This window comes from Gracilibacillus kekensis (genome assembly GCF_900143085.1).
Taxonomy (GTDB): Bacteria; Bacillota; Bacilli; order Bacillales; family Amphibacillaceae; genus Gracilibacillus; species Gracilibacillus kekensis.
In genome coordinates this window covers 57,808-81,056 of the sequence record NZ_FRCZ01000003.1, presented here as the reverse complement: position 1 = coordinate 81,056, position 23,249 = coordinate 57,808, and the positions used below count along the sequence as shown (strand labels likewise).

Annotated in this window: 24 protein-coding genes; 5 read left to right on the top strand and 19 right to left on the bottom strand. The window is 35.5% G+C overall.

What is annotated here, in order from left to right; genetic code table 11:
- Positions 1-9: 9 nt before the first annotated feature.
- The gene (gene dnaE, locus BUC25_RS08255) at positions 10-3,297 is read right to left on the bottom strand and encodes a DNA polymerase III subunit alpha (protein WP_073201406.1); all 3,288 of its coding nucleotides are present in this window, start codon (positions 3,295-3,297) and stop codon (positions 10-12) included.
- 184 nt (positions 3,298-3,481) lie between these two features.
- Between dnaE and ytrH the strand changes: the two genes are divergently transcribed.
- Positions 3,482-3,814 (top strand): sporulation membrane protein YtrH, encoded by a 333-nt coding sequence (ytrH, locus tag BUC25_RS08250; RefSeq protein WP_073201405.1) that lies wholly within the window; start codon positions 3,482-3,484, stop codon positions 3,812-3,814.
- Positions 3,814-4,323, top strand: coding sequence for a sporulation membrane protein YtrI (gene ytrI, locus BUC25_RS08245; RefSeq protein ID WP_073201404.1), 510 nt, complete (start codon positions 3,814-3,816; stop codon positions 4,321-4,323). Before ytrH ends, ytrI begins: the two co-directional genes overlap by 1 nt.
- 63 nt (positions 4,324-4,386) lie before the next feature.
- On the opposite strand, the gene BUC25_RS08240 is transcribed toward ytrI, so the two are convergent.
- Entirely contained in the window at positions 4,387-5,322 is a 936-nt protein-coding gene (locus BUC25_RS08240) for a DHH family phosphoesterase (protein ID WP_073201403.1), read from the bottom strand.
- Between the two features lie 311 nt (positions 5,323-5,633).
- Between BUC25_RS08240 and BUC25_RS08235 the strand changes: the two genes are divergently transcribed.
- Entirely contained in the window at positions 5,634-5,933 is a 300-nt protein-coding gene (locus BUC25_RS08235; RefSeq protein WP_073201402.1) for a YtpI family protein, read from the top strand.
- Positions 5,934-6,215: 282 nt separating this feature from the next.
- Here the strand turns inward: BUC25_RS08235 and BUC25_RS08230 are convergent, their stop codons facing one another.
- The 8 genes from BUC25_RS08230 to BUC25_RS08195 form a co-directional block, all read right to left on the bottom strand.
- The gene (locus BUC25_RS08230; protein ID WP_073201401.1) at positions 6,216-7,529 is read right to left on the bottom strand and encodes a DRTGG domain-containing protein; all 1,314 of its coding nucleotides are present in this window, start codon (positions 7,527-7,529) and stop codon (positions 6,216-6,218) included.
- 294 nt (positions 7,530-7,823) lie between these two features.
- On the bottom strand, positions 7,824-8,504 hold the full coding sequence (locus BUC25_RS08225; protein WP_073201400.1) for a metal-dependent hydrolase: 681 nt from the start codon (positions 8,502-8,504) through the stop codon (positions 7,824-7,826).
- A 70-nt stretch (positions 8,505-8,574) separates the two neighbouring features.
- Entirely contained in the window at positions 8,575-10,125 is a 1,551-nt protein-coding gene (locus BUC25_RS08220) for a polyamine aminopropyltransferase (protein WP_073201399.1), read from the bottom strand.
- Positions 10,126-10,197: 72 nt separating this feature from the next.
- Complete coding sequence (locus BUC25_RS08215) at positions 10,198-10,593, bottom strand: DUF350 domain-containing protein (RefSeq protein WP_073201398.1); 396 nt, start codon at positions 10,591-10,593, stop codon at positions 10,198-10,200.
- A 20-nt stretch (positions 10,594-10,613) separates the two neighbouring features.
- Positions 10,614-11,264, bottom strand: coding sequence for a DUF4247 domain-containing protein (locus BUC25_RS08210; RefSeq protein WP_073201397.1), 651 nt, complete (start codon positions 11,262-11,264; stop codon positions 10,614-10,616).
- Between the two features lie 124 nt (positions 11,265-11,388).
- Positions 11,389-12,057: a PspA/IM30 family protein gene (locus BUC25_RS08205; protein WP_073201396.1), complete on the bottom strand. Its 669-nt coding sequence runs from the start codon at positions 12,055-12,057 to the stop codon at positions 11,389-11,391.
- Between the two features lie 23 nt (positions 12,058-12,080).
- A complete protein-coding gene (locus BUC25_RS08200) occupies positions 12,081-12,590 on the bottom strand; it encodes a DUF4178 domain-containing protein (protein ID WP_073201395.1) in 510 nt (169 codons plus the stop codon).
- Positions 12,591-12,680: 90 nt separating this feature from the next.
- Entirely contained in the window at positions 12,681-13,436 is a 756-nt protein-coding gene (locus tag BUC25_RS08195; protein ID WP_073201394.1) for an SDR family oxidoreductase, read from the bottom strand.
- Between the two features lie 335 nt (positions 13,437-13,771).
- Between BUC25_RS08195 and BUC25_RS08190 the strand changes: the two genes are divergently transcribed.
- Positions 13,772-14,215, top strand: coding sequence for a universal stress protein (locus tag BUC25_RS08190; protein WP_073201393.1), 444 nt, complete (start codon positions 13,772-13,774; stop codon positions 14,213-14,215).
- Positions 14,216-14,272: 57 nt separating this feature from the next.
- Here the strand turns inward: BUC25_RS08190 and BUC25_RS08185 are convergent, their stop codons facing one another.
- The 4 genes from BUC25_RS08185 to BUC25_RS08170 form a co-directional block, all read right to left on the bottom strand.
- Positions 14,273-15,457 carry an acetate kinase gene (locus BUC25_RS08185; protein WP_073201392.1) on the bottom strand — a complete coding sequence of 395 codons (1,185 nt, stop codon included), beginning with the start codon at positions 15,455-15,457 and terminating at the stop codon, positions 14,273-14,275.
- 163 nt (positions 15,458-15,620) lie between these two features.
- Positions 15,621-16,601 (bottom strand): class I SAM-dependent methyltransferase, encoded by a 981-nt coding sequence (locus tag BUC25_RS08180; protein WP_073201391.1) that lies wholly within the window; start codon positions 16,599-16,601, stop codon positions 15,621-15,623.
- A 155-nt stretch (positions 16,602-16,756) separates the two neighbouring features.
- Positions 16,757-17,197: a GerW family sporulation protein gene (ytfJ, locus tag BUC25_RS08175; protein ID WP_073201390.1), complete on the bottom strand. Its 441-nt coding sequence runs from the start codon at positions 17,195-17,197 to the stop codon at positions 16,757-16,759.
- Between the two features lie 26 nt (positions 17,198-17,223).
- A complete protein-coding gene (locus BUC25_RS08170; protein WP_073201389.1) occupies positions 17,224-17,721 on the bottom strand; it encodes a hypothetical protein in 498 nt (165 codons plus the stop codon).
- A 152-nt stretch (positions 17,722-17,873) separates the two neighbouring features.
- On the opposite strand from BUC25_RS08170, the gene BUC25_RS08165 reads away from it, so the two are divergent.
- Positions 17,874-18,674 (top strand): NAD kinase, encoded by an 801-nt coding sequence (locus BUC25_RS08165; protein WP_073201388.1) that lies wholly within the window; start codon positions 17,874-17,876, stop codon positions 18,672-18,674.
- A 168-nt stretch (positions 18,675-18,842) separates the two neighbouring features.
- On the opposite strand, the gene BUC25_RS08160 is transcribed toward BUC25_RS08165, so the two are convergent.
- The 5 genes from BUC25_RS08160 to thiI form a co-directional block, all read right to left on the bottom strand.
- Entirely contained in the window at positions 18,843-19,451 is a 609-nt protein-coding gene (locus BUC25_RS08160) for a class I SAM-dependent methyltransferase (RefSeq protein WP_073201387.1), read from the bottom strand.
- A 21-nt stretch (positions 19,452-19,472) separates the two neighbouring features.
- Positions 19,473-19,781 carry a putative quinol monooxygenase gene (locus BUC25_RS08155; protein WP_073201386.1) on the bottom strand — a complete coding sequence of 103 codons (309 nt, stop codon included), beginning with the start codon at positions 19,779-19,781 and terminating at the stop codon, positions 19,473-19,475.
- Between the two features lie 188 nt (positions 19,782-19,969).
- Positions 19,970-21,559, bottom strand: coding sequence for an amidohydrolase (locus BUC25_RS08150; protein ID WP_073201385.1), 1,590 nt, complete (start codon positions 21,557-21,559; stop codon positions 19,970-19,972).
- A 175-nt stretch (positions 21,560-21,734) separates the two neighbouring features.
- The gene (locus BUC25_RS08145) at positions 21,735-21,941 is read right to left on the bottom strand and encodes an alpha/beta-type small acid-soluble spore protein (RefSeq protein ID WP_058307092.1); all 207 of its coding nucleotides are present in this window, start codon (positions 21,939-21,941) and stop codon (positions 21,735-21,737) included.
- A gap of 98 nt (positions 21,942-22,039) precedes the next feature.
- Positions 22,040-23,242: a tRNA uracil 4-sulfurtransferase ThiI gene (thiI, locus tag BUC25_RS08140; RefSeq protein WP_073201384.1), complete on the bottom strand. Its 1,203-nt coding sequence runs from the start codon at positions 23,240-23,242 to the stop codon at positions 22,040-22,042.
- Positions 23,243-23,249 lie beyond the last annotated feature (7 nt).

The window sequence follows — 23,249 nt, the reverse complement described above, 5'->3', positions numbered from 1 at the left end:
ACATTCTTCTTAGGTGGTATGCTTAATGACAACATTATCCTCTCCAAAGAAGGCTTTTAACTCTTTGATCACATTCCAAGCACTATCGACATTAAAATCGGAAGGCAGTTTAAATAACTTCTGCTCCACCTCTTTATAGAAATAAACCGTGGATGATCCAGGATATTTAGTTGCCATTTCCTTTAACTTTTCCATCGGGTTATTACTATCATCAACCACTTTGATATAGATACTATCTTTAGTAATTTGCTTTTCTTCCAGTTGATATGGTTGAATGTCATTGATAATAATTTGTTTTTTATCTTTTCTATCTTCCACTTTTCCCTGAATATAAACAAAGACATCTTCTTCCAGCCAATGATTCACTTGTCTAAACACATTCGGAAAAAGGACACCTTCCAATTCTACTGTTTCATCAGCAATTGTGACAAATGCCATCGTTTCTCCTTTTTTAGTTCGTATCACCTTCATTGCTTGAATAACTGCCGCGATTTTAACATTTTTCCTATTACTATTTGCTGCCTGCTGAATCGTAATATAACCAAATTGTCGAATTTGATCACGCACCTGTGCTAATGGATGAGTGGACACAAAAAAGCCAATTACTTCACGTTCCATCATCAATTGTCTCATAATTGGAAAAGGATCTGTTTCTGTATAGGAGACATCTAATGCCAGATCTCCTTCAAAAAAACCTAACTGATCATCAAACTCTTTAAAAAGTTCACCTTGTTCCAATGCTTCGTCTAAACTTGCTAACAGCGTTGCCCTATTTTCATGCAATTCATCAAAGGCCCCTGCTAAGATTAACGATTCGATGATTGCTCGATTTATTTTTTGTAAGGAAACGCGTAAACAGAAATCAAACAAACTTTTAAAACGTTGTTCTTTTCTGGCTTGAATAATTGCTTGTACAGCTTGAAACCCTACCCCTTTAATCATATTTAAGCCTAACCGAATACCATTCTTTTCTTCCCTGAATTTACCTATACTATTATTTATAGAGGGAGGAAAAATCGTTATGTTACGATTCTTAGCTTCTCTTAAATATATTTGTGTTTTTTCAACATTTCCGATATTCATACTTAACATTTCTATAAAGAAAGGAATCGGATAATTCGCCTTTAGATAGGCTAACTGGTAGGCAATTACACTATAGGCCACCGCGTGACTTCGATTAAAACCATAGTTTGAAAAGCGGACAATCCAATCAAATACTTCTTCTGCGACTTCCTTTATATAGCCATTTTTTCTACAGCCATTTAAAAACTTTTGCTTATTTTCCAAAAGTGATCCCTTATCTTTCTTACTGACTGCTCTTCTAAGTATATCAGCTTCACCATAACTGAATCCTGCCATTTTATTAACAATTTGCATGATTTGTTCTTGGTACACTAATACGCCATACGTTTTTGCGAGAATATCCTCCAGATCCAGATGTAAGTATTCTACTTTTTTCCGGTGATGCTTTCTTTCTATATAAGAAGGAATAAATTCCATTGGTCCTGGACGATATAACGCATTAACGGCTACAATATCTTCAAAATTGGTTGGTTTTAACTCTCGCAGAACTTTTTGCATGCCTTGTGACTCCAGCTGAAAAACACCATTTGTCTCAGCACGTTGTAATAACTGATAGGTTTTTGCATCATCAAATGGAATTTTATCTAAATCAATATCTGTATTTTGCTGATATTTTATCTGTTTTACTATTTTTTCGATAAGGGTTAAATTCCTTAGCCCGAGAAAATCCATTTTCAATAAACCAACAGTTGCCAAGTCATTCATAGCATATTGTGTTAATTTAATATTATTTTGTGATGGCATGGTTGCGACATGGTTAGACAATACTTCATCACTAATAATAACACCTGCTGCATGAGTAGATATATGTCTAGGCAAGCCTTCTAGGCGGTTAGCTATTTTAAATAAGTGTTTCAACTGGTCAGATTGTTTTACATATTCGGTTAATTCAGGTGTTTGCTTTAACATTGCTGCAATCGTACTTGTACTATCCTTTGGTAATGATTTCAAAATATAGGCAGCATCATTATCACTTATTTCTAAGGTCTTAAATAGCTCTCTTAGAAGAGATCGAGCCGCAAACGTACCAAAGGTTACAATTTGCGCTACATGATCTGAACCATATTTGTCGACAACGTAACGAATTACTTCGTCTCTTCGTTCATCTGAAAAGTCAATATCGATATCCGGCATTGTCACACGTTCAGGATTCAAAAAACGCTCAAATAATAAATCATATTTAATCGGGTCTACATCTGTGATACCTAATAAATAAGCAACAAGCGAACCTGCTGCCGAACCTCGACCTGGACCTACCATAATATTATTTTCTTTTGCATAATGAACAAAATCCCAAACAATTAGAAAGTAATCACTAAAACCCATCGATTGAATAACATCTACTTCGTAATGTAAGCGATCGGTAATTTCATCGGTAACAGAATGATACTTTTTTTGCAGCAAATTCTCACACAACTCTTCTAAGTAGTGATCGGCATGAACGCCATGAGAAAGTGGATATTTAGGCAACAGTCTCTGATTTAACGGTAACTCCACATGACAGGATTGTGCTACTCTGTCCGCTTCTGTTAGTAATTCCGGCCACTTCAGGAAGCTTTGTTCCAATTCTGACAATGATAATAAATGAGTACCATCTAATTCCTCGTCAAGCGCCCGATTCCATTTTTGCCCTTGGTCCATTGCTCGTATACAACTATATGCTGTACTGTCTTGTTTATGTAAATACCGTGTGTCTGTTAGCGCTATCTTGTTTATACTCACCTGTTCTAATGTTGAGCGATGAGAAATCATTTTTTGGGTAACACCTATGTATAGATTGGTTAAAAGCAAATGGACACTAATGCTATCTAATAGAGTTTGTAAGTGATCGGCTTCCCTTTGATCAGCTGGAATAATCGTTATAATGTGCTCATCCGCTTCTTGGACGTCACTTACAGATAGGTGCTGATCATGCTGAATTCGTGTACTCCATTCTAATAAGTATCGATAACCAGAATAATTTCTTGCCAACCATATTACTTCCATCGCTTGGTCATTTAGATTAATAGTACCGACTAGCCCAATAATAGGGTTTACTCCAGCCTTTTTACACATTTGATAAAAAGGGATAGCCCCATGTAATACACCTTCATCTGTTAAGGCAAGATGCCGGTAACCTAATTGCTTCGCTTGATCAATCAAAGAAGGGATCTGGATCGTACTCTTCATTAATGAATAGCCACTGCGAATTTGTAATGCTGCTGTCGATGTCATAACGTTCACCTCCTCTTTTACCATACGATCAAATGTTTCGGTTCTTATATTATAGCAGATGAAGCACAACTTGTAAGTTGATAAACATATAGTAGACAAGTTTACATATATTTTAATAAAGCGAAATTTATTAAGGACTTACTATTCGTTCTTGATAAAGCCAATATTGATTGGAGTGATTTTGGTGGAAGAACGTTTTGTAGCTACGATGATTCAATGTTATTTTATCGCTTTTGGTGTCATGATAGGTGGTTCTTTTATCGGAAGTATCGGCGCTTTCATCGCGGGCGATGCACCGTTCACACATATAAATCGTATTGCAAAGAGCTTAAGAATTTGGGCCATTGTAGCTGCTATTGGTGGAACGTTTGATGCTATTTATAATTTCGAAAGAGGGCTTATTGAAGGTTCAACAATGGATATGATTAAACAAATATTTTTGATTATTACTGCCATGGCTGGAGCACATACTGCTTTATTAATTATTGAGTGGTTGATACAAGAGGAGATTCAATAATGCATATTCCCCCCTATTATAAACGTCCCTCCTTTCAACGGTTTTTTGCAGGTATATGTATTGGAACAATTATTGGATATCTGATTTTTATTTATATGTTTGGTGAATTACAGGAAAAATGGATTGAAGAAAACCTTGCGTTAAGAAGTAAATTACAAGATTTAACGCAAACATATGAAACACTGCTTGAAAACCATCAAGCGTTAGATGAACAATCCAAAGAGGGGTTACAAGTAAATGAAATCAAGATTAATTTTCTTAATTTAAAAGAGCTCAAACTCGAAAATGACCGATTAATGATTCATGAACTAGAGGAAGCTATTCGAACAGAAGCAAACCATGCAGTAGGTAAAAAGGTAGAAGATATCGCCAATTCACTAGACTTTTTAATTGCAACCATCGAAAATAAAACCATTAATATTGATGACTTTCGTTACCAAGCAGAAGTCTCCCGTGTCATTGTAAATGAAACATTGCAATTATCGATTCGATTAAAAGTTGGAAGTTAGAAAAGAGAGGAATAGGCTGTTTTCCCAGCTAACAAACAACCTATTCTTCGGATAATAGACTACTCAATTACATACTTCATCTAGATCTGCTAAGACTTGTGTTGCAGTTTCCCATTTATGAATTTTAGCACCTGATGCTAACGGATGGCCTCCACCTTCAAATTTGGCTGCCACCTGGTTGATTACTGGTCCTTTTGATCGCATACGCACGCGAATAAGATCCTCTTCCTCGACAAAAATAACCCATACTTTAATACCTTCTATGTCACCTAGTACGCCTACAACAGCACTTGACTCAGAAGGGGTTACATTAAATTTTTCTAATATTTCTTTCGTCAATTTCACATGACTAAGGCCATTTTCAGACACATTAATATTTTGCAAAATGTATCCTTTTAATCTAGCAATATTCAAATTGGTTTTATACATTTCCTCATACATTTCCGTACGATCAAAGTTATAACCAACTAATTCAGAAGCATACTGAAATGTCTTTTCTGTAGAACTGGGGAATAGAAACCTTCCTGTATCACCTACAATTCCACAATAAAGTAGATATGCAGCCTGATCTGTCATCTGGATTCCGTTGTCTTTCTGCTCTTTATAAAATTGATAAATCATCTCACTTGTTGAGCTTGCTTTTACATCTACCCATTGGATATCTCCGTAAGCATCCACTACAGGATGGTGATCGATTTTGATAATTTCTTTTGCTAATTTGTATCTTTGGTCCGAAATACGAGCTTGATTAGCAGTATCACAGACGATGACAAGTGCTTTGTCATATACCGTGTCCTTGATGTTATTCATTTCCGCGAGAAAAGTTAACGAATCTTCCTCTTCACCCACTACAAAAATTGATTTGTGCGGAAAGCTTGCTTTTACTATTTCAGCTAAGCCATTTTGTGATCCATATGCATCAGGATCTGGTCGAACATGGCGGTGAATAATAATGGTGTTGTATTGTTCTATCTTTTGCAATATTTGGGTTGTTGTCATAAATTGAATGCTCCTTTTATTAAAATAATCTTATATAGTGTTTCACTAGCATTTCTATACTAAGATTATACATTAAAATATTTAATAATCCTATTATAGCAATACTCTACTATTGAGATAAGAAAGTAACAAAAATTCAAAATGAAGCAAGATAATAAACTCGTTAATACTAAACGCATATTTCTATTGTTCTTAAACTTCAAACAATAATGAATCGAGTGTAGGTTTTTCTAGCAATTATATACTAGTCACGATACAATAGAAAAGTGTTTATATAATATACCTATCGAGTTGCAGGAGGATTTTGTGAGATGATTATTTTTCCTATTGTTATTGTACTATCTTTTATCATCTATCTTTATTATAAAGTAATGATTACAAGAGATCATGATCCATTAACACAAGAAATCAAAAATGCTAAAGCTAGAATAGCATTAGGAACGTTCATCAGTTTCTTTGGTATTAACCAATATCTATTTTATGAAACACAATTAGCGTTATTTATTGCGCTGTTATTTCTCCTTATTGGAATTATTCAGGGATATGGTGGTCTCAAACGATTCAAGCATTATAAACAAGAATTCAACAAAAGAGCACAAACCAATATATGAATAAATACAAAGAAAGCAAATTGCTAACCACAATTTGCTTTCTTTTATTAAGGGGTTTCGAGTTTGAATTCCAGTTAAAGCGTGCTCCTCACTGGATAGTACCTGCTCTTGACGGGATAAGTCCTTCTCTTCACTGGATAACTCCTTCTCTTGACGGGATAACAATGCTTATCCCGTCAAGAGAGCTATATATCCCGTGAAGAAGAAAGGTTATCCTGTCTACACCATCATATATCCCGTGAAGGGAATAACATTTTAGATATTGTTATTATTACTCAGTTTCTATCGATCAATAAGTTGTGCCATTAGCATTGCTTTGCCGACGACTTTTCGATCGTGATATACTTCTACATCTACTTTGGCAGATTTACGGCCCACATCGATGATTTTTGGCTGAAAGGTAACACTCGTTTCTAATTGAATAGGTTTGATAAAGTAGACAGTTATGTTCTCTACTACTAAATCGCCTTTCTTTTGATACCTTAACATTCTGCGGGCCGCTTCGATCACAAATGATACAAATACTCCATACGATAATGTCCCTAATTGATTGGTCATTTGTGGTGTGATCTCAGCTTGATAAGTAGAATGATGCGGATCAGCTGCAGAACGGTCAAAATAGTTAGAAACGATATCATCGATTGTTTCCCCAACTTGCGGTTGCTTCTGTATATGCTGCAATGCCTTTAATACATCCTGTCGAGAAACCAAACCTTCTAAATGGTGATGATGATCAACAACGGGCATAATTTCAATACCCTCCCAAACCATCATGTGTGCAGCATATGCAAGTGATGTCTCTTTCATAACCGTTAATGGATTTCTCGTCATTACTTTTTCAATTAATAAATCCGTTTTTCTGCCAAGAACATCCTTGGATGTAACAATTCCTACTACTTTGTTTTTATCATCAACGACAGGATACCTGCTGTGTGTTGTTTTTTCTTCCCATTCATACCACTTTGCCAGCTGATCTTTCGTCTTTAAATAATATGTATCATCTACATTGGTATAAATATCATCGACTATCACAATCTCTTTTTTGATCAGTTGATCATAAATCGCTCTGTTTATCATCGCAGCTACAGTAAAAGTATCATAACTGGTAGAGATAATTGGCAATTGTTTTTCATCTGCTAATTGTTTCGCCGTGTCATCGGTATCAAATCCACCTGTAATAAGAACTGCTGCTCCTTCTTTTAATGCTAATTGATGTGCTTCTGTACGGTTACCCACGATCAGCAGAGAGTCTTTCTCCGTGTATCGCATCATAGCATCGAGCTTCATCGCCCCTATTACAAATTTATTTAATGTTTTATACAAACCGTCTCTACCACCGAGAACTTGGCCATCGACAATACTAACAATCTCCGCAAAGGTTAAGTTCTCAAAGTTCTCTTTATGTTTTCGTTCAATACGAATTGTTCCAACACGCTCTATTGTACTAACTAATCCTTTGTTTTCTGCTTCTTTGATGGCGCGATAAGCTGTTCCTTCACTAACATTAAGCTCTTTCGCGATTTGCCTCACAGATATTTTGTTCCCCACTTTTAAGGATTCAATAAAAGATAAGATTTGTTCATGTTTTGTAGCCAATAGTAGCTCACCATTCTTTCATCTGTACTAGTAATTTATCATCTATTTTTATTATACAGTTCCTGCTTACAATATTCAATTTTTTCTTGTGATAATATGTATTATTTGTACTCTTCTAAAATTGATTCTATACTGTTTTAATATGAAAATTAGAACTGTATCAATAAGATGAGTGTTAAAATACGATGTGTAATATGTACGTGTTTTTTCTGATGGGAATTCTTAAGAAGAGGAATTTCTCCCAAAATTATAAAATAGTAAGGTCAAAGCATTTCGCTTTGACCTTAACATCCTCTATATGTTTACCTCTTCGCCTGGTTTTAATTCGATTCCTTCACCTGTTTTTACATGTTGGCTAAATGCTTCTCCATCCTGTTCGATTAGGGGAAAAGTATTGTAATGCATAGGGACGGTTCGTTTGGCTTTCACCCAATCCGCAGCAATTAAAGCGTCATCTGGTCCCATTGTAAAGTTATCACCTATTGGTAAAAAGGCAAGATCAATATCGTTCTGATCACCAATAAGTTTTAAATCAGAGAATAAGGCCGTATCTCCTGCATGGTAAATGGTTTTTCCTTCCGCGTAAAACAGAATACCCCCAGGCATTCCTCCATAAATTTTGTTGCCGTCTTCATCTTCGAACATCGAGCCATGAAAAGCAGGAGTAAATTTCACTTTGCCAAAATCAAATTGGTGCGCACCTCCAATGTGCATAGGGTGTGTATTTAAACCTCGTGATTCTAAATACACCGCTAATTCATTAGGGGCGACCACTAAACAATTCGTTCGTTTTGCTATACTTATTGTATCTCCGACATGATCATTATGACCATGAGTTAACAAGATTACATCTGGTTCTTGTGCATGCGGATCTAAATCACTCTTTGGATTACCTGAGATAAATGGATCGATCAATATTGTATGTTGTTTGGTTTGAACTTTTACACATGATTGTCCATGAAAAGATACTCTCATTTCTTTAGCACTCCTTTTAAAATGTTCTAGTACAGTTGTACCCTTCACAAGTGCTATCTAAAACTTGAAATTAATAATATTCCCATGACTTTTCATACAATGGAATTAAAACTGGATCAATTAAGGTATTAACACCAAGTTCTTTTTGATCACCATTTTGATCGAGTATATTTTCATCTTCATCTTTACCAAATGTTGTTAAACTTTGCAATAGCTCATTTTCTAAATATTTAGTGTCTACTTCAATCTCTATCTTATTCAAATCGATCGCTTCTCTACTTGCCATCACAAATCCCCAATTGCCAAAGCTTGGTACATCGACATGGAAATTTTCAACATGTAGGTTAGTTGCTGAGACCGTATTTGAAATCGTCCAATAAACTTCTCTTGCGAAGACCGGACTTGTAGCCTGTATCATAGCTGTTCCTGTTGGATTTAAATGATTACGGATAAGTGAATAAAACTCTTTTGTATAAAGTTTATTTAAACTTTCATTATTAGGATCTGGCAAATCAACTATAATAACATCGAACCAGTCTTGACTGCTTTCTAAGTATTGAAATGCATCTTGATGTGAAATTTTCACACGTTGGTCCTTTAATGCATCTTCATTTAATTTCAGGAGATGGGGATTGGTATTAGCTAATTCTACTACAGCTGGATCTAAATCAATTAGAGAGATCGTTTTTATTTCAGGATACTTCAATAATTCTCTTACTGCTAAGCCATCCCCACCACCTAAAACTAATACATCTTCGGGTGATTCCGTATTCGCAACGGCGGGATGAACCAATACTTCATGATAACGGTGTTCATCTATGGAACTTAGCTGCAATGAGCCATCTAAATAAAGTCGAATATCTTGATCTTGTTTGGTAATTACAATCTTTTGGTAGTTACTTTCTTCTATATGAATAATCGGATCTTTATAAATTTTTTGTTCAAATGTCAGTGCAATGGATTCTCCAAAAAATAATCCTCCAATAAGAAATAGCGCAATTACCCCACCAACTAATGCATGTATTCCTTTTTTTACTAATTCTTTTCGAAACAAATAGAGAACTACCAGTGCAACCGTTAAATTAACTAATCCTACTAAAAAAGCACTTTTAACCATACCTAACTGTGGTCTTAATAAAAAAACAAAAAGCAAGCCACCAATTAAACCACCAGCATAATCGGAGAATAATACTCTTGCTGTACTTTTTTGTAGTGTTACCCCTATTTCATTCGCTTTCCGGATTAAAATTGGTAACTCAACACCAGTTAGTGCCCCAACTACTAATGTTATTGTATAAAGGAAAAGCGCATCCGTGCCAGATGAGAAAAAAGCGGTGGCGCCAAACATCAGAAAACTCGAAAAGCCTCCGATTAAAGCAACAAAAAATTCGATATAAATAAAAGATAATACTAGATTTTTTGTTACTTTTTCACTGAGACTTGCTCCTATACCCATGCCAGTTAAAAATAATGAAATCGTTAGTGTATATTGTTTAACACCATCCCCTAGTATGTATGATCCAAGTGCACCAAATAAAACTTCAAAAATAATACCGCAAATAGATACAATACCTGATGCCCAATATATAAAATGACTTTGCTTTACTTTCATCTCTTCCATATTTGCCACTCCATCATCTATGTACTAATTTGAAAAGCCTGACCCCATTCAAAAACGGCCAGGCTTTCTAACTTATGTGATCGAAGCACCTATTACAAATGCTAAACCAACAGAAACACCAAAGGAGATAATTCCTACTGCGATATTTTTTTCCTTTAACTGCTCTTCCACCGAAAACTTACGTGTTAACCCTTCAAAAATCAAATATGCTATTAATTGTAAAACAACACCATAGGCACCCCAAATTAAGGTTTCTACTACATCGATACTGTGATAAATAGCAAATGCCAAGATAATGCAGATCCCGATGATTTTACCTGAAATCGATAGGGCAATAGCTTGATTTCCGTTTTTAACCTGATCCCAATCCTTGTATTTCGTTGTTAACCATTCAAAAATAGTTAAGCCTATAAGCACAATAATAATGGATACGACAAAATAAATAAATGTAGAAATAAATGGTTCCATATTCAACTCTCCTCTTTAGATTATTTTCCTGAACTAGGCCCGCCGCCTCGGAAAGTGCCTAATCCTCTGTTTTTTGTTACGCCGCCTTTATTATAGCTTCGAGATGTGGAATAACCGCCATAGCAATCACCTGAGCTACAATAATTTCTACGACTCGACACCCAATTATTGCCGAAGATGCCATCGAGCATTCTAATTGCAAAATATGTAGTTAAAAAGTTCGGTGAATAATTATTTCTTACAAACTGTTCACTTGCCACCTCAATGAAAGTTGCATTGTCGATTTCTTCACTATCCTTCAAGACAACAAAGTAACCAGGATAAACAAGGATCTGTTGTCCATCTTTATATTCGGAGATTTCATCTGGCTGCTTCACGTCAGCTAATATGTCAGCCAACTCTTCTACTTCAAATTGCAATGTACCATATACATTTGCGGTGGTGTCTTCTCCGACAACAGAATCAACAAATGGGAAAGTATTAGATATTAATGTTTCAACATCAGCATTATCACTCTTTAGCTTATTTATGATTTCATCTTTTGATTCTGATACTTCAAGATCCTCTTTCACAACGGCACTAGTTTCATCGAATATGGACATATTAGAACCACAACCTGCCAGAATAATGGCTAAAAAAACCACAACACTAATAACGATTGATTTTTTCACTTCTCGATCACCTCCCAAATAACAGTAGTATATATTCTAAGATCGTTTTTTGTATTAATTATGATTAAACATAGCACGGAAAGAACCTAAAGTCTTACCTTAGGTCCTCTCTTAGCTAGTATTTTTATTCTTTTCCTAATTTCTTTTTTAATGCTGCTAATTCATCATCCACATCACTATTTCCTAATTCTTCAAATTCATCGTCGAGAGATTTACTGGCTGAAGACATATCTTCACTCGTTTCTGCTTCTGCTTCAAATTGCATCACTTTTTCTTCCATTCGCTCAAATCCACGTTTCGAATCATCATTACCAATAGAAGACATCGTGCGATTCATTTTTGTACGAGTTTTAGCAGATTCTGCTCTTGCTTTTAACGAATCTTTCTTCAACTGCATTTGTTGATATTCTTTTTTCATTTCATCTAGTTTTTCTCTTAGCTGATCGGCATCTCTTTTAGCGCGTTCCCATGATTCGTTTAAGGTATTTGCTTGGGACTCCTGCTCTTTTTTATCTTCTAAAGCGCGTCGTGCCAAATCTTCGTTCCCCGCTTCAATAGCTTTTTCTGCCTGTCCTTGACGTTTCTCCACTAATGCTTGAGCATCATCCGCTTTTCTTTTCAACATTTTTTCGTTGGCAATTTGTTTTGCAACGGCAGATTCTACCTCGCGAATGTCAGATTCCATGTCGCGCATAAATTGATCGAGCATTTTAACCGGATCTTCTGCCTTATCTAACATAGCGTTTAATTCTGAACCTACTACTGTTTTAACACGTTTAAAAAATTGAAACATAATTTTTTTCCTCCTTAAGATAGTTACATTGAACCAGCAATTATTTTTACTTCATAGGAATCAATCGAATAGCCGATGCTTGCTTCCACATCACTACCCCACTCTTCCACACTGATAAAAGAAACTTCGTCATTATCACAGTACTCCGCGTAGCGAATTTTTTGACCTGTTAAAGTACTGCTTCTTCCTTCACCAGTTACTTGAGCTTGACCACTTTCATCTAGAGAATAGGTTTTGTTATTAAATACAATTTCTTTAGGAAAATCGCTCGCTACAGGTAACTGAATTTTTTCATAAATACCTAGCTCTAATTCATCATCCATCTCGGCTGATAACCAGATTGTTTTACTCTCGCCAAGTAATTGATAACTGTACCATATATAGCTACCTTCTCGGTAGGTGATTTTCCCTACAACTTCATAGTCTGCTAAATCATATTCAATAATATCCCCCACTTCTACCGAAAGCAAATCTCTTTTATTCACAGTTGCTTTCGTTTCTTTTTTGCCGAATAATTTCGAAAAGAAACCCATTTGGTGCACCTCATTTCATTACTTAATGGGTTGTTACTAATATGTACGAATGGTTTCGAAAAAGGTTTCAGTATTTCAAAAAAAAATAAATTATTTTCGATGTTGATGAATCACATCTAATCCTCCATTTATATCGACTACTGTTCCTGTAATCATATCAGAATCCTGATCACAGAAAAACAGAACCGTTCGAGCGATATCTTCACCTGTGCCGGAGCGACCTATTGGAGTATAAGGATCTTGTGTTTTCCTACTCTTTTCAATAGATGCTTCTTTCATATCCCCTGCGATATCACCTGGACAAACCATATTAGAGGTAATGCCATTTTCTGCTTCTTCATAAGCTATTGATTTGGTCAAGGATACTAGTCCGACCTTTGCAGCCGAAAACGCAGCTCGATTAATCCAACCAGCAGAAGTATTCGCACTTTGAAAACCGTAATTAACGATACGCCCGAATTGCTTTTTACGCATGTCTGGAATAGTGAGTTTTAATAAGTGAAAAACAGCATCCAAATTACCTCTAATCATTTGGTCCCATTCTTCATCTGTATGATCTGTAAGTTTTTTTCTTTCAAAAATAAAAGGTCCTGCGTTATTAATTAAATAGTCGATCGTTCCAAACTTTTCGACAGCTCTAGCAACAGCGTTTGTTAAATCTTTTTGATTACAAACATCCACTTGGATAATCTCAATCGATGCTTCAGGAAATCGCTGCTGTAATTGTTTGGCACGTTTAAAGTCTCTAAAGTAGGTGACCGAGACGGCATGCCCTTTATTAATAAAACCTTCTGTAACTTTTAAACCCAGGCCTTTTGTCCCTGCCGTAATAAAGGCGTGACCCATGTATTTTCCTCCTTCAACCTACAAACTGCACTACATATTCCATGTTACATTATTATTGTAAATTTTTCTATAAATGACTATATAGTTTATTATAATTCAGCGACAATCGAACTGATGAAATTCATTTTATCCCGTGAAAACAATGACTTATCCCTTCTACAGCTTGACATATCCCGTGAAGAAAAAAGCAAAGCACACTTTTTATCCTTTGTAGTAAAATTGTTTAAAAATGGGCTATTAGTGGTATATGTTAAGTAAGAAACATTTATTCATTCTTCCAAAAGAAAGCGGATACATGTTATAATAGTGGTATAGAAACGAAAGGGGAGTTCGAGATGACTTTTGAATATGATCGAGTATTAGTAGCAGTAGATGGCTCTGATGCTTCTGAACTAGCTTTTAAAAAAGCAGTAGATATTGTACTGCGAAATGATGCTAAAATGTTTTTAGCACATGTAATAGATACACGTACAATCACAACAGTTGCCCCAGAAGTATATGATCAAACATTAGCAGCTCGATCTGAGAGTTATGCCCAGACATTACTTGATGAGTATAAAGAAAAAGCACAAAACAAAGGAATCAAAGATATTACTACTCATGTGGAAATTGGATCACCAAAAATTAAAATCCCAAAAGATTTAGCTAAAAAATTCGAAGCAGACCTTATTATTTGTGGTGCTACCGGTATGAATGCTGTAGAAAGATTTTTAATCGGTAGTGTATCTGAAAGTATAACACGGTATGCAAAAGCCGACGTATTGGTTGTTAGAAGTTGAAAAGCTATAATAAAACCCTGTTTCTGATCAATAGAAACAGGGTTTTTAACTTCACTATTATGTTAAACGAACTGTATCTCTAGCAATCATAACTTCCTCATTTGTTGGAATTACGATGACTTTCACTGGTGAGTGCGGATAATTAACAAACGTTTCTTTTCCACGGATATTATTTAAACTCTGATCCCAATAAACCCCCATGAATTCCAATCCTTTTAATACGCGTTCACGGATGGTGATACTGTTTTCTCCTACACCAGCAGTAAAGATAATCGCATCTACTCCGTGCATTCTTGCTGCATATGAACCAATATATTTATGAATCCGTTCAGCAAATACTTGTAAAGCAAGCTCAGCTCGTCCATCGCCACTGTTCGCTTTATCTTGAATATCACGAAGGTCACTGGAAAAACCAGATAAAGCTAACATACCGCTTTTTTTATTTAAGACATTCATTACTTCAGAAGCTGTTTGACCTGTTTTTTCCATAATATATGGGATAAGAGCCGGATCAATATTACCAGATCTGGTTCCCATTGTCACACCTGCTAAAGGCGTAAAGCCCATCGATGTATCAATGGATTTGCCATTCTCTATTGCTGCAATACTGGCGCCATTTCCTAGGTGACATGATAATAAACGTAATTGTTTTAACGGTAGCCCCATTAACTCAGATGCGCGTTCCGCAACATATTTGTGGGAGGTACCATGAAAACCATATTTACGTATGCCGTAATCTTGATAATATTCATATGGTAAACTGTATAAATACGATTGCTCTGGCATTGTTTGATGGAAAGCTGTATCGAATACTGCCACTGCAGGTACATTAGGAAGTACCTCTTGAAAAGCACGAATTCCTGTTAGGTTAGCTGGATTGTGTAATGGCGCTAATTCTGAAACTTCTTCAATCTCTTTGATAACTTGTTCTGTGATGACTACAGAATCATTGAACTTCTCTCCACCATGAACAACACGATGACCAATACCGTCAATTTCATCTAAACTTTTGATCACACCAAAAGATGTTAGTTTATCTAATAATAATTTAACCGCTACTGCATGATCCGCTATATCTCTTGTTTCTTCCTCTTCTTTATCACCGAATTCAATAGTGAAAACGGAATCTGCAATTCCAATGCGTTCTACTAGGCCTTTTGATAAGACTTTTTCCTCTGGCATTTCTATCAGCTGAAATTTAAGTGAAGAACTACCAGCATTAATAGCTAAAATTTTACGCAACATTTTCATTCCTTTCGATCTGTCTGTTACTTATCCTGTCAAGTGTAACAATGGATTTTTTATTTTTTTAAACATTCCCCACTCCATTTAAACACCGTCAGAATAAGTTTGCAACCGGAATATTCAATGGTAACGTTTCCTTCATGAAATTTTTATTTTCTGATTATTTGCTATTTTCTGACTTGAACCAATCGTCAATCTTTTTAAGCATATTATGTGTTGCATGAACATCCTTAAATGAAGGTAATTGCGCCATTAATGTTTGTTTTGGCGGCTTCGTATTCTTTCCTTGTTTTTGTAATACTAAAATACTTTTAGCATGTTGTTCAGAAGAAAACATGGATAATGGTAATTGTAAAAGTGCTAATATATGTGCATGCTTTTGAAGAAACTTTTGTAACCCATCACGCTGATCACTTGTAAATAAAAAGTTAGGAATCAAGAATAATAAGAAGCCTTCTTCTTTCGTATAATTAATGCTTTGTTCTATAAATAAATGATGTGAATACGTGTGTCCCTCTGCAGCACTTAAGTCGAACTTTGCAGCATGTTCATCGTCAGGATAATAACCGACAGGCAAATCGGAAACGACTGTATCCACTGGTTCTAAGAATAATGGTGTTAAACTGTCTTGATGAAAATATTCTACGGATACTTTTTGTAAATTTGCACTTTCTACAGCTAATTGAATTAATGTAGGATCTATTTCACTTCCATAACCTTCTACCTTTGCTTCTACTTGATTAATGACAGCTGTTAATAAATTTGCAGCACCGCTTGCTGGATCAAATAAACGAAACGACTTGGAATCAGGTAGTAGTTTCTGAATAAAATATCCCATAAACATAGCGACGGAATCTGGTGTCACCACATGTTGGTGTTGGGTAGAACCTTTCATTCCCTTAATTAAGGCTAATTGAATCATCTTACGAATGTCTTCACTTGTTACTTCATCTTGTGCTAATAGCTCTTTTAATTCTTCGATATGTTGTGTTTGTTGCTCTGTTACATCAACTTCTTCACTTGTTTGAATAACACGCAATGCCAAAATTAGACTATCTAAGTATGGTTGATTTTCTGTCTCTTCTATGGAATCAGTTAATTTATCTAAATGTGTAAATGCCTTTTCTATATTAAATGACATGTTTCTTTCCCTCCATCAATATTCAAAATGATTCACTGCCTGCACGAAACCCATAATAAGGCAAAAAGTCTCTTAGCTATCACAGAAACTCCCAATATTATTATGAAGGCAGTGAAATCAAATTGTCTACTGATAAGCATTAAGAGCGACATCCGCTAATTATCCGATTTGTCCTTTCTCTGTTTAAGCATTTCCATGACTTGATCAATCACTTGTGGTCCTTTATCTAACATCTTTTCATATACTTTCGTTGTTTCATTCAATGTTATTAACTCTACTCCGTCTCTGTTTGCTACCAAAAATGCGGTAGGTGTAATCGATACTCCCCCACCACTTCCACCACCAAAAGGAATGATTGAATCAGATTCGTTATCTTTTTGACTACTCTCTTTCCCCTGACTGCTTGGGATAAATTCACTTCCACCTGAAGCAAAGCCAAACTTCACTTTCGATAACGGAATAATAACACTTCCATCTGGCACATCTATCGGTTTACCGATCGCGGTATCTACCTCGATTAACTCTTTTAAATTTTCCATAGTTAAAGACATAAATCCTTCTAATGGGTGTGTGTTTTCACTATTATTTTCTGCCATTTGTTCGTCTCCTTCCGCCTTTTTTGTTATTTTAGTTTCCGAATTTCTTTGATAGTTTTACTCAATTTCATCGATATCATGCACTCCCCAGATGATTGAAAGACATTTTCTTCAAAATTTGCTCCGATAACCATTTCTGAAGCATTCTTTTTGCTATAAACAGAAGTAATCCATTCGTTAATCACTTTTAAAAAAGTATATATATAAGCGGTAATAGCAGGGTCATCTGTTGCGACCATCGTTACAGATTTCATTTTTTCTACCTTTGATACACGCATTATTTTTTTAAATGACTCAAATTTTTCACGCCAGTTCCCTTTTTGCTTATCAATTGATGGCAAATCCCATTCAGTAAAATCAATCTCTTTCTGATAAAATGAAAATTTTAAAACATTCGCAGAGACTTGCAAATATTTTTCTTCCTCGTCAATTTGCCAAATTAATTGAATATAAATACGTAATTGAAAAATAACGAAAACAAGAGTTATGAAAACAATAAGAAAAGCCAATAATAAGAAAATCATATGTATATCACCTCTCCTACTATTATTTACAAATAGATACAGAATTATCATAGACATAGGAAAACGATACAAAATCTTCGTACGTATTAATAGGATACCTGTCCAAACCATGATAAGATTAACTCAGTTACATACAGTAAGGAGGCAATAAAATGGATACTAGAAAAAATTTATATTTTTATTACAAAAAAAGTGACGAAATTATAGAAAAATTGAAACCCTTGTTCAAGTATGTGGAAGAAAACGGATTTTTAATCGTTGAGGACTCGAAAGATGCTAATATTATCATCAGTGTTGGCGGAGATGGAGAGTTCTTACAAGCGGTACGTCATACAGACTTTCGTCAAGATTGCTTATACTTAGGAATTACACAAAAAGACGAATCTGGTTTATATTGTGATTTCAACATTGATCACTATGACAGGATGGTGGACTCCATGAAGGATAATTCGATAGAAGTTCGCCGCTTTCCAGTAATTGATGTAACGATTAATGATGAATCAACCTTCCATTGTTTAAATGAAGCGGCTATTCGATCCGCCATTATTAAAACAATTGTCATTGATGTTTCCATCGATAATAATCATTTTGAGCGTTTTCGAGGAGATGGATTAATCGTAGCGACTCCGACGGGAAGTACGGGGTACAATAAGTCAACAACAGGAGCTGTAATAGATCCTAAAATACCATGTATGCAAGTAACAGAGCTTGCATCGTTAAATAATAATCGCTACCGTACGTTAGGTTCTTCTTTTATTTTAAGTCAAGATCGAAAATTACGTCTGGAAGTCATCCAAGACGGTAACGATTATCCTATTGTGGGGCTTGATAATGAAGCATATTCTATTCGAAATATACATTTATTGACCATGCAATTAAGTGATAAACGGATTAAAACAGTCAAGTTGAAAAACAACTCCTTCTGGGATAGAGTCCAACGAACGTTCCTATAGATAGAAAAGATAGAAAAGATAGAAAAATAACCAGAATCGACATTTTTAGTGAAACTTATCAGGATATTTATCTCCCACTAATCGGAGGGGATTACGAGCGAGAACAAAGTGAATGAACAATAGCTCCTCCTTTCTATAATTTTGAAAGGAGAGTTTTTTAGTGGAAATTTACTTATTAGGTTTTGCCCAAATTAAGTATACGATATCTGACCAATAACGTTCTCTATGATCGATTTGAAGATTAGCTTCATCTAATAATTTGTTTATATCTCTATTACAATGACATCCAACTAATTTATTATGGAATGGGTCAATCACTTTTTGCGTTAAGGTCAGGAATCGATTAGAGCTCAAACCATGTTCCATTAACAATATACTCCCACCCTTATGACACCAACTACTAAATTTATTCAGTGTTTCAATTGGTTCAGCATAACTGCAAAGTGTAAGGGTTGAAACGATGCAATCATAGGAATCTTTCTCTATCATTAGATCATTAACATCACTTTGAATAAACTCTACCTTCAATTGATACTTTGATGCTGCTCGTTTTGCGCTTTTAATCATTTCTGGACTAAAATCCACGGCTGTTATCTCTACATTATTTTTATTATAATATGGAAAGTTCGCCCCAGCCCCAACCCCGACTTCTAAAATTTTTCCATATGCATTTTTTATTATCCTTTTTCTCAATCCAGCAAACTTTTGATTCTTGCTGGTATTTTCATATAACTTTACCTGTTTATCATATTTTCTAATTCGCTTTTCTCTTTCCATTTTTCACCTCCAGAGTAACGATTAGTTTTTGTCTTTTCCACCGATTGGCTGAAAAGTACTAATTCTCTCCATTCCTGTAATTATTGGTTTCGCACGTTTAATTAATATTTGTGTAGCTTCAAGTGATAAAGATGCTTGATGGGCTTCTTCATTACTCCAAATCTCAAAAACAAATACTGAATTTGGTTCTTCCTCCGAAATATTCACCAGGTATTTTTGGCATTCTTTCAATTTTTGCATGGAGTCAGCAGCTTCTAACAAAATAGAGACTAATCGGTCACGCTCTCCCTCTTTCACTAAAAACTTACCAAACAAACCAAATGTACTCATCATTCCTCATCCTTTATAACAATATTTTCCCATTACATTCTTAGGTTAAATAGCACATGGATTTATTTGGGAATTGTTCTTATCTGTATAATACCATAGATATATCTCGGTTTATCCTTGAAATTTAAAATAGTTGAAAATAGCATACCCGTTACAGAACGATTGGGTATGCTATCCTATGAGGTTATTCAATTTATATCTTTTTGGTACATGATTTCCCCGTTTACAACCGTTGTTTTAACATCAACCTGGTGAAATTTGTCTGGATCTACTTGGAATAAATCTTCTTCTAAAATGGTGAAATCAGCTACGAACCCTGGTTTAATAAGACCGCGATCATGTGCATGATCTATTACATATGCACTTCCTTTGGTATAAAGCGATATTGCTTCATACACAGATAGTCTTTCCTGTTCACCATAAACCTCACCATCTATATTAGATCTCCTTGTTACAGCAGCTTGTATTCCCAACAGAGGATTTACGTCCTCAATTGGAGCATCTGAGCCACCAGCACAAGCTATTCCTTTGTTTAAATAAGTCTTCCAGGCATATGACTTCGATGTACGGTGCTCACCTAACCGCTCTTTTACCCAAGGAAAATCAGATGCTACAAACGAAGGTTGGATATCCAATACTACAGGTATATCTGATAAATCTTTTAGTAAGGTATCATTCATTATTTGAGCGTGAATAATACGGTCTTTTAAACCATTATTAAGTGGATATTTCCTGATACATGCCACCACTTCTTCGACAGCCCTATCTCCAATTGCATGCACAGCTATAGGATGTTTATGCTTTCTAGCTTTTTGTAAAAGCAACTCTATATCTTGACGCTTGTGTATCGGTATTCCCTCATTTGGATTATCATCATGATAAGGCTCACTTAGCCATGCCGTTCGTCCACCTAATGCTCCATCAGAGAATATTTTCATTGCGCCTAGTGACGTATAAATTCCTCCACTTCCATACCGATAACCGTTGTTCAACATGTCATCAAAAACCAAATGATGGACTAACAGGTGTGCTCTAAACTTATACTTAGCAGGTAAAATCTCCTGATAGGCTTTTAAGGTTCGCTCAAAACCACCGTAGTAGGATAAATCCTCACTATGGCCACCTACTAGACCTAAACGCAACAGATCTTGAATAGCAACATCTACTGTCTGTTTTAACCTTTTTTCGCTGATCGGCGGCATTACAGACTTGATTAATTCCTGTGCTTGATCCAATAAATATCCGGTAGACTCCCCCATTCGATTGCGCACAATTTTTCCGCCTTGAGGATCTGTTGTCTCACTAGTTATACCGGCTAATTCCAGAGCTGTTGAGTTAACAATAACTGCATGGCGACAGATTCTGGTTAAAATAATCGGATGGTTGGGGGAAATTTCGTCAAGCTCCTCTTTTGTGATTATTCTTGGGTCTAGCCATTGATTCTCATTCCAACCATCAGCAATTAACCATTCCTCTGGCTCTAAATCGTTTACTTTTGCTTTAAGGGCTTGCAATACTGCTTCAGCTGACTCCATCGTTGATAAATCAAGGTGCAACAATTTCTCTCCATGGCCAATAATATGTAAATGGCTATCAACGAATCCAGGATACATAACCGAACCATTTAAATTATGGTCATTCGTTATATTATAAGCATTCCGTAAGTCTACTTCTTTTCCTACATCGATAATTGTTCCTTTTTCACTATATACTGCTTCCACTGTTGATAAGTTATCTTCCATTGAGTACATCGTGCCACCAAAATAGAGCGTTCCCATAAAAATCACCTAACCTATGCCTTGTAATCTTCTGATAATATGATATAACGATAGCAAAAACTTTAATATAAGAAAAGGATAGTGCATTTAGCACTACCCTCTGTATTAATTGAAGTAGCCAACATCCTGTTTGACTATCGATGAAAACTATTTCTTTTAATTATACGTAATTTGATTATTGATTAGCTTGACCATTTAATTGTTGTTCAGCCATTTGTACTAGACGTTTAGTGATTTCTCCACCAACTGAACCATTTGCACGTGAAGTAGTATCAGCACCTAAGCTTACACCGAATTCTTGTGCAATCTCGTATTTCATTTGATCTAAAGCCTGGCTTACTCCAGGAACTACTAGGTTGTTTGAACTGTTGTTGTTCGCCATTTGCTTTCACCTCCTCTTGACTACATTACTATGATGTACTTTGGGAGGCGATATCATGCATGACTTTAGCTGGTAGTTGTTGGTGACTTAACCAAGTGTTAGAGTAATTCATCAAGCGCTTGTTGCTGTTTATCTTTTACCTCTATTTCTACTGTTTCAATTGCTTCTAATAATTCTTCCATATCTTTTTCAAATGCTATATTCGCTTCAAATTGCTCTACTTTTTCTAACCTAGGCTTTGTCTTTGGAGCTTTTGGTACAAATACAGTGCAACAATCTTCATATGGACGAATCGAAATATCGTACATATTGATTTGTTCTGAAATATTAATAATCTCATCCTTATCCATAGCAACTAACGGCCGAATAACCGGATAGTTGGTCACCGCATTAATGGCGTGCATGCTTTCCATTGTCTGACTTGCTACTTGTCCAAGACTTTCACCGGTGATCAAAGATAAAATGCCTTCTTTTTTTGCTACGGCTTCACTTATTCTCATCATCATTCTTCTCATTACCGTCATCGAGTAGCCATGTGGAATTTCACGATGTATTTTTTGTTGCAGAGCGGTGAAAGGTACAATATGCACCTTTACAGAATGGCCATAAAAAGAGAGTTTTTCTGCTAAATCAAGCACTTTTTCTTTCGCTCTCTCACTCGTATATGGTGGTGAATAAAAATGGATCGCTTCTAATTGCACACCACGTTTCATTGCTAAATAGCCTGCAACAGGACTATCAATTCCACCAGAAAGAAGTAATAATGATTTTCCGGAGGAACCAACTGGTAATCCTGCAGCACCTTGTATTTTCTTTGAGGTAAGATACGTAGCTTCTGTTCGTATATCGACCGTTATTTCTAAATCAGGCTGATGGACATCTACTGTTATATTTTCAGTATTTGCTAACAAGTATCCACCTAATATATGATTAAACTCCTGCGATCCTATTGGAAAATCTTTATTGGATCTTTTGGTTGTAATTTTAAAGGTTTGGACATTTTCTGTTTCTGTTAATAGCTTTAATGCTTGTTCCTTTATATCTTCTTCATTATTTGCTACTTTAATAGCCAAACTCATATTTTGAATCCCGAATATTTTAATGCATCTTTCCAAAATTGGTTCCGGGTTTTCTCCATTTAATACAATGTACATTCGATCACGTTTCTTATCTACTTTAATTGCAGGGAAATGACGCAGAGCTTGACGAACATTTTGCGCCAATTGTGTCGTAAATAATTTTCGATTTCTTCCCTTTAATGTTAATTCTCCATATCTTATTACTATATGATCATATTGCATAGTGTAT